Below are 15034 nucleotides of genomic sequence, written 5' to 3' on the forward strand. Positions count from 1 at the left end.
ACTTTCTAGACATTTTGCACTCAAATATGATTCACATACGGCATCGTGTCACATATGCGTAGCATTCGATCGGCAATGTGTGCAATCGCAGCTTGTTTAGTACTGTTTCACGTTGACGCAGCGTTGCATCATTGGCCAGCAGGGCCGTTTTCTCCGCCGTTGCGTCAGACGATTTCTCGAAACCAGAAAGACGCCTAGAAGATGAGTGAAAATGGTCAGGGCCTGACAAAGAAGTCGGCCGGACACGTCATTGTCGACACGCTTGCCGCGCACGGCGTGGAACGCGCCTACGTGGTGCCGGGTGAAAGCTACCTGGATGTCCTTGATGGGCTGCACAACTCGCCAATCGAAACCGTGGTCTGCCGCCACGAAGGTGGAGCCACCTACATGGCCGAAGCCGAAGGCAAGATGCACCAGCGCCCCGGCATTGCCATGGTGACCCGTGGCCCGGGAGCTGCCAACGCCCACGTCGGCCTGCATACCGCATGGCAGGATTCGACCCCGCTGGTGCTATTCGTGGGGCTGATCCCGTTCGAGCACCGTGAAAAGGAAGCCTTCCAGGAATTCGATCCCAAGGCATGGTTCGGCACCGGCGCCAAGCGCGTGATGATCCTGGACCACGCCGATCGCGCCAGCGAAGTCGTCGCCGAGGCCATGTTTGCTGCCATGTCCGGACGCCCGGGCCCGGTGGTCGTCGGCCTGCCAGAAGACATCATCCGCAACGAAGTTTCCGCCGAAGTCCATCCGGAAATCCCGGTGGCTACCGGCGGCATGACCGTGACCGACTGGAAGGCGCTGAATACTGCCTTGCAGGAAGCGGATAAGCCGCTGTTCATTTTCGGCGGCAACGACTGGTCCCACGAAGGCGCCGCGGACTTCACTCGTTGGCTCGAGGAACACGACCTGCCAGCCGCTGCCGAATGGCGTTGCGAGGGTACCGTGCCTTTCAACTCGCCATCCTATGTTGGCCCGATCGGCTACGGCCGCCCCAAGCCGACCTATGACCTGCTGGAAGAGACTGATCTGCTGATCTTCGTCGGCACGGTTCCAGGCGACGTCATCACCGACGGCTTCAATGTCCGCCAGAACTGGGACAAGAAGAACTTCCTGGTCACCATCGACCCGTCGCTGCGCGGACGTTCCGGCCCGGTATCGCACCAGATTGTCGCCAAGCCCGATGTCTTCGTTCGCGACCTGCTGCTGATGGATTTGCCGGTCAAGGAATCCTGGAAGGAGTGGACTTCCCGGATGCGCGGCGAGCAGGAGAAGTTCGCCGAACTTCCACCAGCGCAGCCTTCCGCGGGCCAGGCGAGGATGGCGACCATGATGGCTAATCTGGTTGGATCCCTGCCCGAAGACGCCCTGGTGACCTTCGGCGCTGGCGAGCACACCAACTGGGCCCACCGCTACTTCCCAACCAACGGCTACGCTTCGATGCTCTCGGCACGCAACGGTTCCATGGGCTACTCGATTCCTTCCGCCGTCGCCGCTTCGCTGAACTACCCGGGGCGCCGCGTGGTGACCATCGCAGGTGACGGCGAGTTCTTGATGAATGGCCAGGAGCTGGCTACCGCTGCCCAGTACGGCGCCACCCCGCTGGTGATCGTCATGGACAACCAGCAGTACGGCACCATCCGCACCCACCAGGAACGCCAGTACCCGGAACGGGTTTCCGGAACCCAGTTGGCCAACCCCGACTTCGCGCTGATGGCGCAGTCCTTCGGCGGGTTCGGCGTCCGCGTCGAGAATGATTCAGATGTCCCGGCTGCCCTGGAAAATGCGCTGAAGGCCATTGACGAGAACAAGAAATTCGCGTTGATCCATTTGGTGGTAGAGCAGGGAGTCAAGGCCTACTAGGCACTGGGTGCGCTCAGCGAACAGTCGGGTCTGCGACGTATAATTCCAGCGGGTGTCGTTTCTAGCGATACCCGCTGGATGCTTTAACCAGCAGAGGCAACAGACCGAGACCTTCAACCGTGGAGCGGCCCTAGAATGAACGATGCCCTTATTGCTAGCCTTCTCCGGGCCGTAGAAGCAGCGCCGGACGACCATGCCCTGCGATTGCACCTGGCTGAACAGCTCGATGGTGCCGGCCGATCCGCCGAAGCGCTGTCCCATGTCAGCATCGTGCTGCAGCAGGATCCGGGGAACGCGTCCGCGCTGGGAAGGCTTGGAACGATCAGCGCGTCGATGGCCGCAGCGATGGCCCCGCAGGCGCCCGTCGAACCCGCAGCGGATGCCGCGCCGGCTGGAAACCAGCAGAACGATACGCCACCAGGCTACGACTGGGAAGCGGGTTCCAAGGAACTCGGCAGTTCGCTGCCGGCGCCCTTTATTGAAGGACGGGTCCCGCTGCGCTCAGATGCGGGGTCCGATGCCCCGGAAGCTCCCATCGAGAACCCGGCCGGAACGGGTGTCACCCTGGATGATGTGGGTGGCTTGCAGGCGGTCAAGGACCGCCTGGACGAATCCTTCCTGGCACCGATGCGCAACGCCGCAATTGCCAAGGCTTTTGGCAAATCATTGCGCGGCGGGCTGCTGCTGTATGGGCCACCGGGATGCGGCAAGACTTTCCTGGCTCGCGCGGTGGCCGGTGAGCTGAAAGCCAATTTCATGTCTGTCACCATTACCGATGTGGTTGACTCCTACATCGGTGAAACGGAAAAGCGGCTCAAGGCGATTTTCGACCAGGCCCGCAAGAAGGCTCCAACGGTTCTCTTCATCGATGAGATTGATGCCATCGGCATCCGCCGCGGTTCGCTGACTGGATCGGGCGCGTGGATGCGCCAGATGGTCAATCAGCTGCTGATCGAGATGGATTCGCTTGCGGGAAACAACGATGGCCTTTACGTTCTGGGGGCTACCAATCACCCATGGGATCTGGACGAAGCACTGCTGCGTCCAGGCCGGTTGGACCGGACCCTGCTGGTGACTCCGCCGGACGCGCCGGCACGTGAGTCCATCTTGCGGTACCACTTGAAGAACCGCCCGATTGCCGGAATCGACCTGGAATGGATTGCGGCACAGACCGACGGGTTCTCGGGTGCGGACCTGGAGCACGTATGCACCACTGCCGCCGAGAAGGCAATGATGCAATCCATCGAGCGCAACGAGGTTCTCCCCTTGGACATGAGCCATATCAGAACTGCCCTGGCGGAAATCAAGGCGTCGACTTTGCCGTGGCTGGAATCCGCGCGAAATGTGGTGCGCTTCAGCAACCAGCATGGCCGCTACGATGATTTATCCGAGTATCTGGTTTCGCAGAACATGCTCTAGAAAGCACCGGGGGAGTACACCGCATGGAATTCGAGCGACTGCATCACCGGATCACCCACCACCTGGCGATCGGACGGGAAACCGAAGCGATTGCCTTGCTGAAGGATAACCTCAACGAGCACCATCAGGTCCCTGCCTTCTGGATCCTCTATTCGTCATGCCATTTGAGCCTCAAGCAGTGGGCCGAAGCGGAGTCCGCTGCCAAAGCCGGGCTGAATTTGGATCCTGCCAACCCGGTGGCCGGGGAGTGCCTGGCCGTCGCCCTGATGCGCCAGCATCGACGGGAGGAGGCGCTGCTGGCGATCCGGCAGGTAATCGAAAAGGAACCGGAATACGGCAACGGGCACTACTGGCTGAGCATGATCACGCTCAGCGATATTCGGAGCAACGATGACAGGGTGCTGGCCCGCCAAGCCATCGAGCACGCGATTCGGCTGGAGCCGGGGAACCCCGATTACTACCAGGGCGCGGCAATTGCTGCCGAAACCCAAGATGACAACCTGGCGGCTCTCGGATTCCTCCAATCCGGGCTGCAGATCGACCCCAATCACCAGGGGCTGTTGCGGGCGGCCGGAAGTATCGGCAATGGCGAAAAAATCGTCGGGGAACAAGGCGATGTGCTGCGTGGATTGATATCCATGGATCCGATGAACGAAGGCCTGCATCAGGACTACGCGGAAACCTTCGTTGCGAAGCAAACTGCCTACGCTAATCGGTTCTGGCTTTTCACTCCGGTGCTGGCAGTTGCCGCCGCCCTGGGGCAGCGGGCTGGTGGAACCGGGGCGCTGCTGGCGATTGCCGCCACTGCCATCGTGGCCGGGCTCTTTGGATGGTGGAACAAGAAGGCGTACAGCAAGGCGGCCAGGTCGTTGCCCGCCGGCTACGCCAAGGACATTGATGCGCGCTTCCCCAAACTGCCCCGAGCCATTCGCTCCTACCGGATTGGTTGGCTCCTGAGCACGAGCGGAGCGGTCCTGGGCTGTTTCCTGCCGGTGGCTGGCATCATCGTGATGCTGCTCGGTGTGCTGGCAAGCCAGCTAGGAGCACTGTGGATCCTGCAAGAAAATGCTGGCCCGCCAAGAAAGGGCTCCGACCGCCACGAGCAACGCCGGTACCTGGTCCGGTGCAGCGGCTTGCACGCGGCTGGCTTCTGGAAGCGGGCGTGCCTGGCGCTCATCCAGCTAGTGCTCTTAGGGATTTGCTTGGCCAATGAAAGCAGGATCGCTGCCGTGCCAGCCGGATCGGTGGCCGCCGGACTGCTGGTGCCTGGCATTTCCTTGCTGGCAGCCCAAGTCCGTCTTGGATTCAAGGAAAATGCCTTTGCCTACGGGCTGGCTGTCAGCTCCTCGGCCAAAAACCGGAACTGGGCCATGCTGCGCGGCAATATCGGCGGCCTGTATTTCATCGGAGTGCATCTGTTCGCCGGGCTGTTTGCCGCAGCTGCTTCGCTGGGGCTGCTCATATCGGGAGTGGAGGGTTCGCTGGATTCGCCACCGGAGCCCCGTCATCCAAGCCAGGATAGCGTCCTCGACGAAGACTTGCTGAATCAGCTCAAGGATGTGGAAACTCCGGATTCCCAGCCCCGTGAATACTCGATCCCTTCGCTGCCGGACATGCCCGATATTCCGTCCCTCGGCGTCCCGAACCAGTGAGCAGGAACCTACGCGGAAAAGATCACAACGCCGTGGGCCTTTCTGTCTTGGCACGCGCCCGCTGAAGAAATAAGATGAATTGCTACCGATTCCCGTGAGCACTAGAACCCCAACCACGAGGTGGATAATCTGATGGCACAGATGAGCGAAGAGCTCATTGAGCAGTGGGCTGACGCAACTGCTGAAATCTACAATGAGTCCCTGACTGGCATTAATCTGAGCCGTCTGCCCGAGGCAGTGGCTCAGTACGTCGACCTATTCGCGCAGAGCGAGAACTTGACGTTCAATGGGGAGGCCACCCCCACCGATTACTTCGATAATCACCCATTCCTCGCGGTGACCGCAGTGCTCAACAGCCCAGAGGCGCTGGAAGCCCTGGATTCCGATGCGCAGGACGCGTTGGATGCGATGGTTGACTTCACCGAGGCCTGGTACAACTTCGACCTCGAGAATGAGCCGGAACTGGGTATCTCCGAGGCGGATGGCGACGACGAAGAAGACTGGTAAGCCTTCTGCCGCCCAGGGGCCGGCACCCAGCAGCGTACGCGCGCTGGGTGCCGGCCTTTGCTGCGGGCGGCCGGAAACCGGATTGCATGCCAACAGCCATGAAGCTATTCCATTTGGCCGCCGAGGGTGGCACTATGCGGATATGAGCCAGTTCAGCGTTTTCGAGAGCACCGTGGTCATTCACCTGCCGGTGCACCGTGTCTGGGAGCTGCTTACCGATTGGGCAGCAACACCCTTGTGGATCCATGGGATCGGCTCCATGCATTCGGACGACCCGCAGCTCAAGGTCGGCACCCAGCTGGTATACCGCGTTGCCGGCCATGAACGCGTGTATCGCGTCCATGACCTGATCGAGAACCGCTTGCTGATCCTGCACACTTCGGAGAATCCCGATGGGCTCTCCTACCGCTACGACCTGAAGGACGACGCGGGGCATACCGAGGTAGTGCTGCAGGTGGCAATCATCAACCCGGATCTGACGGTGGAGCAGTGCGAGGAGCTGGCGGCAAATATCCGCGAAAGCGAAGGGGACAAGCTGGACCAGCTGCGGCTGTACGCAGAGCAGGCCCCCTGAGCACCTGCGCGGCGCAAGACTATTTCGTCGCGCCGGGAGCAGGAGCCGAAGCATAGGCCGTCGAATTCTCCAGCTGGCCATTGAATAGCTGGTCCACGGTGACCGGGGTGTAGCCCTCGGCCTTCAGCTTCTCCACGAGATCCGGCAGTGCCTTGACCGAGCTCTCATGGATGTCATGCATCAAGATGATGGAGCCCGGATGGGCTTCGTCCATGGCGATGCGCACCGTTTTCTCCGGATCGTGGTGCTTCCAATCCAGGGTGTCAACATCCCACAGCACCAACGGGTAGGGCACCAGCCGGTCATAGACGGCACCGTGATTCCCATAGGGCGGGCGGAAGACGGTGGGCTCGTGGCCGGAGGCCTTTTCTACCGCTTCGCTGGTCCATCCCAGCTCATGCTGGATCTGTTCTCTGGTCAGCGTCGTGAGATCCGCATGGTCCCAGGTATGGCTGCCCAGCTGGTGGCCTTCGGCGGCCATGCGCTTGACCGCGTCGGGGTATTTGGCAATGTTCTTCCCGACCATGAAGAAGGTGGCTGGCGCCTCCGCGGCGTTCAGCTCGTCGAGCAGCCGCCCGGTGTACTGGCCAGGTCCGTCATCGAAGGTCAGCGCCACGCATCGAGCCACGGCGCAATCCACCTGCTCGCTTGCCGCGGAGCCCGTGGGCTGCGCATCGGGAGCAGGCGCTGGTGCAGGGGAACAGGAAACCAGGAATGCCGGGCCCAGCGCCAACAGCGCCAACAGGGCCAGGCGCGCCATGTCGGGCAATCGAGAAGTCATCCTTCCACCTTCCCGTCATGCCCGGTCCGTGCCCGGGAACTACACGCGAAAATCTGCTGGGAGTTTGATCAGTGCCGGCCCAGCGCCAGCTGGTCGCAACCGGTCAACTGCGCTCGCCGTCCAGCTCCGCCGGAACGGGGTCCGAGAGCGGATGCGCTATTTCGTCGCGGGCAAATTTCCCGGCCCACCATGCGATGATTCCGAACAGCGGCGAGGCGAGGCCGGCAATGACGAATATCGCCTGCAAGCTGAGCACCTGGGTCAAAGGTCCCGCCGCCGCCATGGACAGCGGCATCAGCGCCAGCGAAACGAAGAAATCCAGGCTGGAGATCCGCCCGAGCAGGTGTCCGGGAACCCGGCGCTGGAGCAAGGTGCCCCAGATGACCATGCCCACGGCGTCGGTGATGCCGAAGGCCAGCAGGATCGCGAAGAGCATCCACGCGGCATCGACGTAGCCCACCAGGGCCAGGGGCAAGGTGCCCAGGCACCAGCAGGCGGTCATCAAGCTCAAGTAGCGCCGCGGGAATTTCGCGGACGCGACCAGCAGCGAGCCGATCGCCGAACCGAGGCCGAAGAAGGCCAGTGCGAAGCTGAACAGTTTCGCGTCCCCGTGCAGGTTGCCGCTGACGATGAAGGGCAGCAGCACCTCGAAGGGCCCGATGAAGGTGAACACCGAAATGACCGAGAACAGCAGCGTCCACAGCAGCCAGCGGGTGCGCACCGTGTAGCCGATGCCTTCGCGCAGCTGCCGGAACATCCCGGGCTGTCCCTGGCCGTCAACGGGGCCTGGCGCGTTGTACGCCTGGCGGTTGGGGATCCGGCGCAGCATCAGCAGCGCCGCGAGGTGGATTACGCAGATGCCGACGATGGCGTGCGCCGGCGAGAGTCCCGCCACCACGAATCCGGCGGCCATCGGGCCCAGGGCGGTGTGCACCACCGGCCGGGCTGTCCCTTCCAATCCGTTGGCGGCCAGCAGCTGCTCGGCGGGCAGCATCTTGGGCAGCAGTGCGGAGTAGGCGGGGTAGAAGAAGGCCGACCCGGCCCCGCCGCAGAAGCCCGCGAGCATCAGGTGCCACAGCTCCAGGGCACCGGCCATGGCCAGCACCGCGGTGATGCCCATGACCGCCAGCGATAGCGCCTCGACCAGCATCACGATCCGCCGGCAGGAATGGCGGTCCGCCATGATCCCGCCGAGCAGCACGAAGCAGAGCAGCCCGGCGGCACTGGCGGTGGCCACGGCAGAAAGCTGGATGGGCCCGCCGCCCAGCTGGCGCACCTGGTAGACCATTGCCACGGCCCACATGCCGGCGGCGAAGGTGGAGAGGACAAGTGCGCTGGCCAGCAGGGCGTAGTCGCGGTAGGCGAACGGCTTGATGAGGCGCAGTGCAGAGGTTTTGAGCGCGCTCATGGAAGCTCCTGCGGTAGTGCGTAGGAACTATCATCCATCCACTGATTGAGCTTTGTCAATCAGTGGATGGTAATTAAATAACTCCGGGGACCACGCGATGGCGCGTGGTCCCCGGAGCTCGGCTTCGTGCTACTCGGCGTCGTGGTCGGTTTCCAGGATGGCCGCCAACTGCTCCAGGGCAGCTTCGGCTCCTTCGCCCTCGGCACGCAGCACTACGGTGGTTCCGTATTCCGCGCCCAGGCCCATCAGCGAGAGGATGCTGGACGCGTCCAGCGCCTCGTCCACAGGCTCGCCCTGAAGGGCGATGGTGACCTCGACCGGCGCCTCGGCCGCGGCCTCGGCGAAGATGGCTGCCGGGCGGGCGTGCAGGCCGACGCGGCTGCCGATGATTGCTGTACGTTCTGCCATGATGGCTCCTTCAGGATCTCTTGAACGGTTGATTACGGTAAATTCGGGGGGCCTAGAGGCCGAATCGGTCCAGCTCGCCCAGCTGCGCGCGCACGGCAGTGCGTGCCGCCTCGGCCGACTCGGCGTCCAAGGCCAGCTGGGACAGGCGCTGCGCAGTGGGCAGGTCTACGGTGCGCAGCACCGCGGCAACCGGTGCCAGCGCCCGCTTGTTCATGGACAGGGTGTCCACTCCCAGGCCCACCAGCACCACGGCCAGCGCCGGGTCGGCGGCCGCTTCGCCGCACACCCCGACGGGTTTGCCGCCGGCCGCCTGCGCACCGGCGGCGGTGGCGGCCACCAGGTGCAGCACTGCCGGCTGCCAGGGGTCGTTGAGCTCGGCCAGGGCACCGAGCTGGCGGTCCGCGGCCATGGTGTACTGGGTCAAGTCGTTGGTGCCGATGGAGACGAAATCGCAGCGCTGCAGGATCTGGCCTGCCAGCACCGCCGCCGAAGGGACCTCGATCATGGTCCCGGCGGTGGCCAGGCCAGCGGCCTTGGCCAGCTGCGCGAATTCCTGCGCTTCGGACGCAGTGGAAATCATCGGCGCCATCACCCAGATTTCGGCCTGGTGCTCGCCGGCGGCTTGCGCGATGGCCTGCAGCTGGCGTTCGAGCACGCCCGGGCTGGACAGGTCGGTGCGGTAGCCGCGCACGCCGAGGGCCGGATTCGGCTCGCTGGCATCGGTCAGGAAGGGCAGCGGCTTGTCCGCTCCCGCATCCAAGGTGCGCACCACGACCTTGCGGCCGGGGAAGGCGGCGAAGACCGCACCGTAGGCTGCCACCTGCTCGTCATGGGAGGGCTCCTTGTCCTTGCCCAGGAAGCAGAACTCGGTGCGCAGCAGGCCCACGCCCTCGGCGCCCGCCGCGGCGGCCAGCTGCGCGTCGTCGCCGCTGCCGACATTGGACAATAGCGGCACGCGGTGCCCGTCGCGCAGCTGCCCGGTGCCGGAGAACTCCGGCAGCGCCTCGCGGTTGGCGTAGGTGGCGGCCAGGTGCTCTTCGGCCTCGCCGGGACCGGTGATGACCAGCCCGTCGATGCCGTCCACGAAGACATGGTCCCCGTCGGCCAGTGCTGTGGTGCCGGCAGCGGCCACGATGGCCGGAAGGCCCAGCGAGCGCGCGATGATGGCGGTATGCGATTGCGGCCCGCCATCGGAGGTGACCAGCGCCAGGACCTTGGCCGGATCCAGCGTCGCGGTATCGGCCGGAGCCAGGTCCACCGCGGCGAGGATGAAGGGCTGGTCCGAGTCCGGGATGCCCGGGGCGGGCACGCCGCGCAGCTCGGCGACGATGCGCGAGCGCACATCGAGCACATCCCCGGCGCGTTCGGCCATGTAGCCGCCGAGCGCCGACAGCTGCGTGGCGACCGCGTCGGCGGCCTCCCAGATGGCCGATTCGGCGCAGGTACCCGATGCCACCAGCTTGGTGGCCGACTTGAGCAGCGTGCGGTCGCTGGCCATCAGCGCGGTGGCCTTGAGCACGGCTTGGGCATCGCCGGTGGCCTGCGCCGCGCGTTCCTTGAGCTGCGCGGCGACCGCCTGCGTGGCCTCGGCCAGGCGCAGGGATTCGGCTTCCGCGCTGGAACCTGCTGGCAGGGGCGCGCCGTCGGCGGGCGGGAGGATGGGGTCGGGCATGCGGCGCACGGATCCGATGACCCGTCCGGCGCTGACGCCTACTCCGGTGAATTTCTGGCTCATGCTGCGGCCTTTGCCTCTTCAGCGGCCCGTGCGGGGGCCTTGCGGACATATTTCTTCAGGATGATCACCAGCGCCGCGGAAACCAGCGTGCCGATCACGGTGGCCACCAGGAACATCGGCCAGGTGCTGTCCATCGCGAAGAAGACGAAGATGCCGCCATGCGGTGCCTGGGAGAGCACATCGAAGCTCATGATCAGCGAGCCGGTGACCCCGGCACCCACCATGGAGGCCGGGATGACGCGCAGCGGGTCGGCCGCGGCGAAGGGGATGGCGCCTTCGGAGATGAACGCGGCACCCAGCAGCCAGGCCGCCTTGCCGTTTTCGCGTTCCGCCCCGGTGAACAGCTTCGGGGACACCGCGGTGGCCAGGGCCATCGCCAGCGGCGGAACCATGCCGGCAGCCATCACGGCTGCCATGATCATCAGCGGGGCCGGGTTCTCGGCCACCGAACCGGCGCCCAAGCCGGCTACCGCGAAGGAATAAGCGACCTTGTTGATCGGCCCGCCCAAATCGATGGCCATCATCAGGCCCAGGACCAGGCCGAGGATCGCCGCCGCGGTGCCGGACATGCCCGCCAGCCAGCCGTTGAGGGCTTCGGTGAGCTGGGCAATCGGCCCGCCAAGGAACAGGAACATCAGGCCCGAAGCGATGATGGAACCGAGCAACGGCACGATGACCACTGGCATCAGCCCGCGCAGCCAGCGTGGCACGGTCCAGGAATTGATCCAGCGGCAGGCCAGGCCAGCGATGAGTCCGCCAATGATGCCGCCAATGAATCCGGCACCCATGAAGCCTGCCACGGCACCCGCGGTGAAGCCCGGGGCGATGCCCGGACGGTCGGCGTAGGCATAGGCGATGTAGCCTGCCAGCGCCGGAATCAGGAAGGACATGGACAGGGAACCGATCTTGAACGCGACGGCGCCCAGATAGGCGCCCAGCGGACCGAACGGGGTATCGAGCTGCGCCATGATCTCGGCACCTGGCAAGTTGAACAGGGTGCTGGAACCCAGCACGCCATCGGCCACGTTGCTGATCGAGTACCCGCCGAGCAGGAAGCCCAGCGCGATGAGCAAGCCGCCGCCGGCGACGAACGGGATCATGTAGGAGACGCCGGTGAGCAGCGCGCGCTTCAGGCCTGCGCCGAAGGATTCGCTGCCGCCGGATTCCTCGCCGGATGCGGCGGCACCGGCGGGAACGCGGCGCGCCTTGGGATCTTCGGAGGCGGCGATGGCGTCATTGATCAGCTTCTTCGGCTCGTCGATGCCGCGCTTGACCGGAACCTGGATCACCGGCTTGCCGGCGAAGCGGCCGCGGTCGCGCACATCGACGTCTACCGCGAAAATCACGGCGTCGGCGGCTTCGATGACCGCCGGGTCCAGCGGGGTGGAACCCGAGGAACCCTGGGTTTCCACCGCGAAGCCGACACCCATTTGCTCGGCGGTCTGGGCCAGCGAATCGGCGGCCATGTAGGTGTGGGCGATGCCGGTGGGGCAGGCGGTGACCGCGACGATCGACTTCTTCTTGGGGGCGGCCGGAGCAAGGGAGGCAGGAGCCGCGGCCGGAGCATCGGAAACCACCGCGCGCACCAGTTCCACGATCTCGGCTTCACTGGCTGCTGCCCGCAGGGAGGCGGTAAAGGACTTCTTCACCAGGGCGCGGGCGAGCTTGGAGAGCAGCTTGAGGTGGGCCTGGTCGGCGCCATCGGGGGCGGCAATGAAGAACACCAGGTCGGCTTCGCCGTCCTTGGCGCCGAAGTCCACCGTCGGTTCCAGGCGGGCCATGGCCAGGGTCGGCTCGGTCACCGCAGCCGAACGGCAGTGCGGGATGGCGATGCCTCCGGGCACCCCGGTAGCGGTCTTGGCTTCGCGGGCCTTGGCATCGGCGGCCAGGGCGGCGGCGTCGGTGGCGCGCCCCTGGTTGGCCACCAGCAGGGCCAGCTTCTCGATGACCTCGCTCGTGCTGTTGCCAAGGTCGGCATCGAGCAGCACGAGCTCTGCAGTGATTAGTTCACTCATGACTCGGTTCCTTGCGTTGAAGTAAGTTCGTGGACGGTGACGGCGCCAACGGTGAGATCGGATTGGGTCGGGATGGTGGAGCCGGGCAGCTGCGTGGCGGCGGCCCCGTAGGCGACGGCATTGCGCAGCCGTTCAGGGGCGCTGGCCCCTGCAGCATCGGCCAGCAGGTAGCCGGCCAGCGAGGAATCGCCAGCCCCCACGGTGCTGCGCGGGGTGATCGGGGTGTGCGATCCGTGCCAGACACCGGCCTTGGTGACCAGCAGTGCGCCCTGCGCCCCGAGGGTGGCCAGTACCGCGCCGACGCCTCGGTCCAGCAGCTGCTGCGCGCAGCCGGTGGCCAGCTCGCGGGAGCCTTCCAGTGCCGCCTCGCCGTAGCCGCCCGCCAGCTGCGCCAACTCCTCGGCATTGGGCTTGACCAGATCCGGGATGTGCTGCTGGCTGTGGGCGAAGAGCTCCAGAAGCGGTGCGCCGGAGGTGTCCACGGCGATCTTCGGGCACTTCCCGCCCAGGGCCGCCCTCAGCTTTGCGGTCAGCTGCGCATAGAAGCTGGCAGGAACTCCCGGCGGCAGCGAACCGGCCATCACCATCCAGCTGGCGCCGGCGGCGGCCTCGGCGACCAGGTCGCCGAGATCGGCCAGCTGCTGCGCGTCCAGGGTAGGGCCTGGCTCATTGATCTTGGTGGTGGTGCCATCGGGATCGGTCAGGGTGGTGTTGGTGCGCAGCGCTTCGGTGATCGGCAGGTTCCGGTGCGCCAGCTGGTCGCGGGACAGCGCGGTAATCAGCGGGTCGGTGCCGGCTCCGGGCAGCACTGCCAGGGTGGGAACACCGGCCGCGGCAATGGCGCGCGAGACGTTCACTCCCTTGCCTGCCGCCTGGACGTGGCTGGAAGCCGCGCGCTGCACGGCGCCGGGGGCCAGTGGCGCGCCTAGCTCGATGGTCTTGTCCAGCGCCGGGTTGACGGTCAGCGTGATAATCATGCGATCACCACCTCGACATCCGCCGCTTCCAGCGCAGCGGCAAGTTCAGTGCCGGGTTGCTGGTCGGTGACCAGGGTGTCGATGTCTTCGAGCCGGGCGAAGCAGACCAGGGTTTCCTGGTCGAATTTGGATCCGTCGGCCAGCAGCACCACGCGGCGGGCACTGGCGACCAGGGCGCGCTTGACGGCAGCTTCCAGCGGGTCCGGGGTGCTCAGGCCGAATCCTGCATGCAGCCCGTTGGTGCCGATGAAGGCGATGTCGGCCCGGTACTGGGAATACTCCTGCACGGTGCGGGCTCCGCTGGAGGCGCCGGTGATGCCGCGGACCCGCCCGCCGATCAGCTCCAAGGCGACATCCGGGCTGTGGACCAGCACCGAGGCAATGGGCAGGGCGTGGGTGATAACCACCAGTCCGGTGCCCGCGGTGCTCTTGAGCATGCGTTCGGCCAGGATTTCCGTGGTGGTTCCCGCGTCGATGATGACCGAGGCATCGGAGACCGGCAGCAGGCTCAGGGCGCGCTGGGCGATGCGGGCCTTGGACTCGGAATGGATGGCGGTGCGCACCACGTAGCTTTCCTCGCGGGTGCTGGCTTCGGTGATGGTGACCGCTCCGCCGTGGACGCGGCGCAGGTAGTTCTCGGATTCCAGCTGGGCCAGATCCCGCCGCACGGTTTCCCGGGTGATATCGAAGCGCTGCGCGAGCTGGGCGACGGTTACTTTCCCGTCAGCTTCCAGCTGCTCAACGATCAGCCGGTGTCGTTCTTCGGCGAACATTCTTGCCTCCGCAATTCCTCATGACCTGCAACACATCGATCTGTGTTTCCATGACTTTATGCCCGATTGTGTGGCATCGTCAAGTGAAAATCCGGGGAATATTTGGCTTTAGTTGGTTTTGAGTGGGTTTGCTAGGGGTTATGCAGAATCAACGGTGGGGGATACGCGCAACCCAAGCAGCGTGCGACTTGATTCTGTCCTCCTGAAATCGCCATCTGTGCGGCCTCAGTTGACTGGAAACCCAGCTAATGAGCAAGACGTCTGTACGGCCAGGAACCAGGGCGGGCAGTTCATGAATTCGACAGGAATCATAGGTTGCTGGGCGAATGAGTTGCGTCAGGACGACGTGCCTGGATCAAGCCATGCCACTCTCCGCGCTTGAATGCGTTCGGTCGAGTTGGCTGAAATGCAACAGCCCTTTGTGCATTCCTTTTCTCCTCGGATGTTACTCTGCCAAGGTATAACTTCGACCGGAACAGCATGGGGGCGATCTGAGGTCAGCTCTGATATTTGCACTAGTGGGCGTCTGTTAAAGTCTTTCCGTTGGATTGGCATTTGGCGATGGATTCGTTATTGCGTTCTTGCAGGCTTCCTAGTTGCATTGGGGTCGAATTTACCATGACGGTGAAAACCATGGGGCCCACCGGCAATCTCGGATCGGCGTCACTGCCGTCGAAGCCAGAGGCCCGCAGCTCGAGGTTGTATTCGCGAACTTCGTCGGAGAGTTCGATTGTTATCTAGTTCGAGCGTTCCTCCCAAACCAAGTACATGATCACCGGAGTAGCATCGGGGAAGTATCGCGTCGAGGGCTGTATCGAATTCGGGCCGGCCTACCAGAGCACCGAATAGCTCGTGATGAATCCAGTGGTCATCGCAGCGGAATCGAATGACGAGGAAGCCCTGGACTTGGCGATCGGCGGCCTTAGCC

Annotated in this window: 12 protein-coding genes; 5 read left to right on the forward strand and 7 right to left on the reverse strand. The window is 64.4% G+C overall.

Annotated features, from left to right (window positions below):
- The first annotated feature begins 201 nt into the window (after positions 1-201).
- The 5 genes from ACIOU9_RS15515 (at position 202) to ACIOU9_RS15535 (ending at position 6009) form a co-directional block, all read left to right on the forward strand.
- A complete protein-coding gene (locus tag ACIOU9_RS15515) occupies positions 202-1857 on the forward strand; it encodes a thiamine pyrophosphate-dependent enzyme (RefSeq protein WP_105657924.1) in 1656 nt (551 codons plus the stop codon).
- A gap of 135 nt (positions 1858-1992) precedes the next feature.
- Positions 1993-3276 carry an AAA family ATPase gene (locus tag ACIOU9_RS15520; RefSeq protein WP_402697474.1) on the forward strand — a complete coding sequence of 428 codons (1284 nt, stop codon included), beginning with the start codon at positions 1993-1995 and terminating at the stop codon, positions 3274-3276.
- Positions 3277-3299: 23 nt separating this feature from the next.
- Positions 3300-4928, forward strand: coding sequence for a hypothetical protein (locus ACIOU9_RS15525; RefSeq protein ID WP_402697475.1), 1629 nt, complete (start codon positions 3300-3302; stop codon positions 4926-4928).
- Between the two features lie 132 nt (positions 4929-5060).
- Positions 5061-5435, forward strand: coding sequence for a hypothetical protein (locus ACIOU9_RS15530; RefSeq protein WP_105657927.1), 375 nt, complete (start codon positions 5061-5063; stop codon positions 5433-5435).
- Between the two features lie 142 nt (positions 5436-5577).
- The gene (locus tag ACIOU9_RS15535; protein ID WP_166650869.1) at positions 5578-6009 is read left to right on the forward strand and encodes an SRPBCC domain-containing protein; all 432 of its coding nucleotides are present in this window, start codon (positions 5578-5580) and stop codon (positions 6007-6009) included.
- 19 nt (positions 6010-6028) lie between these two features.
- Here ACIOU9_RS15535 and ACIOU9_RS15540 read toward each other — a convergent pair whose 3' ends face one another.
- The 7 genes from ACIOU9_RS15540 to ACIOU9_RS15570 all read right to left on the reverse strand — a co-directional run bounded on the left by ACIOU9_RS15540 (position 6029) and on the right by ACIOU9_RS15570 (position 14106).
- Positions 6029-6790 carry a polysaccharide deacetylase family protein gene (locus ACIOU9_RS15540; RefSeq protein WP_402697477.1) on the reverse strand — a complete coding sequence of 254 codons (762 nt, stop codon included), beginning with the start codon at positions 6788-6790 and terminating at the stop codon, positions 6029-6031.
- A 103-nt stretch (positions 6791-6893) separates the two neighbouring features.
- Entirely contained in the window at positions 6894-8198 is a 1305-nt protein-coding gene (locus ACIOU9_RS15545; protein WP_105657930.1) for an MFS transporter, read from the reverse strand.
- A gap of 129 nt (positions 8199-8327) precedes the next feature.
- Positions 8328-8606: an HPr family phosphocarrier protein gene (locus tag ACIOU9_RS15550; protein WP_105657931.1), complete on the reverse strand. Its 279-nt coding sequence runs from the start codon at positions 8604-8606 to the stop codon at positions 8328-8330.
- A 52-nt stretch (positions 8607-8658) separates the two neighbouring features.
- Positions 8659-10341: a phosphoenolpyruvate--protein phosphotransferase gene (ptsP, locus tag ACIOU9_RS15555; protein WP_402473721.1), complete on the reverse strand. Its 1683-nt coding sequence runs from the start codon at positions 10339-10341 to the stop codon at positions 8659-8661.
- Positions 10338-12356, reverse strand: coding sequence for a fructose-specific PTS transporter subunit EIIC (locus tag ACIOU9_RS15560; RefSeq protein WP_402697480.1), 2019 nt, complete (start codon positions 12354-12356; stop codon positions 10338-10340). Before ACIOU9_RS15560 ends, ptsP begins: the two co-directional genes overlap by 4 nt.
- Positions 12353-13333, reverse strand: coding sequence for a 1-phosphofructokinase family hexose kinase (locus tag ACIOU9_RS15565; protein WP_402697482.1), 981 nt, complete (start codon positions 13331-13333; stop codon positions 12353-12355). The genes ACIOU9_RS15560 and ACIOU9_RS15565 overlap by 4 nt, the downstream gene beginning before the upstream one ends.
- Positions 13330-14106, reverse strand: coding sequence for a DeoR/GlpR family DNA-binding transcription regulator (locus ACIOU9_RS15570; RefSeq protein ID WP_105662630.1), 777 nt, complete (start codon positions 14104-14106; stop codon positions 13330-13332). The genes ACIOU9_RS15565 and ACIOU9_RS15570 overlap by 4 nt, the downstream gene beginning before the upstream one ends.
- Positions 14107-15034 lie beyond the last annotated feature (928 nt).

Origin of the sequence: Glutamicibacter sp. NPDC087583 (assembly GCF_044743685.1) — a bacterium.
In the GTDB taxonomy this organism is placed as follows: domain Bacteria; phylum Actinomycetota; class Actinomycetes; order Actinomycetales; family Micrococcaceae; genus Glutamicibacter.

Excerpts from the sequence above, each read along its gene's own strand:
- ACIOU9_RS15515 (WP_105657924.1), top strand. The coding sequence starts at position 202 with ATGAGTGAAAATGGTCAGGGCCTGACAAAGAAGTCGGCCGGACACGTC.
- ACIOU9_RS15520 (WP_402697474.1), top strand. The coding sequence starts at position 1,993 with ATGAACGATGCCCTTATTGCTAGCCTTCTCCGGGCCGTAGAAGCAGCG.
- ACIOU9_RS15525 (WP_402697475.1), top strand. The coding sequence starts at position 3,300 with ATGGAATTCGAGCGACTGCATCACCGGATCACCCACCACCTGGCGATC.
- ACIOU9_RS15530 (WP_105657927.1), top strand. The coding sequence starts at position 5,061 with ATGGCACAGATGAGCGAAGAGCTCATTGAGCAGTGGGCTGACGCAACT.
- ACIOU9_RS15535 (WP_166650869.1), top strand. The coding sequence starts at position 5,578 with ATGAGCCAGTTCAGCGTTTTCGAGAGCACCGTGGTCATTCACCTGCCG.
- ACIOU9_RS15540 (WP_402697477.1), bottom strand. The coding sequence starts at position 6,790 with ATGACTTCTCGATTGCCCGACATGGCGCGCCTGGCCCTGTTGGCGCTG.
- ACIOU9_RS15545 (WP_105657930.1), bottom strand. The coding sequence starts at position 8,198 with ATGAGCGCGCTCAAAACCTCTGCACTGCGCCTCATCAAGCCGTTCGCC.
- ACIOU9_RS15550 (WP_105657931.1), bottom strand. The coding sequence starts at position 8,606 with ATGGCAGAACGTACAGCAATCATCGGCAGCCGCGTCGGCCTGCACGCC.
- ptsP (WP_402473721.1), bottom strand. The coding sequence starts at position 10,341 with ATGAGCCAGAAATTCACCGGAGTAGGCGTCAGCGCCGGACGGGTCATC.
- ACIOU9_RS15560 (WP_402697480.1), bottom strand. The coding sequence starts at position 12,356 with ATGAGTGAACTAATCACTGCAGAGCTCGTGCTGCTCGATGCCGACCTT.
- ACIOU9_RS15565 (WP_402697482.1), bottom strand. The coding sequence starts at position 13,333 with ATGATTATCACGCTGACCGTCAACCCGGCGCTGGACAAGACCATCGAG.
- ACIOU9_RS15570 (WP_105662630.1), bottom strand. The coding sequence starts at position 14,106 with ATGTTCGCCGAAGAACGACACCGGCTGATCGTTGAGCAGCTGGAAGCT.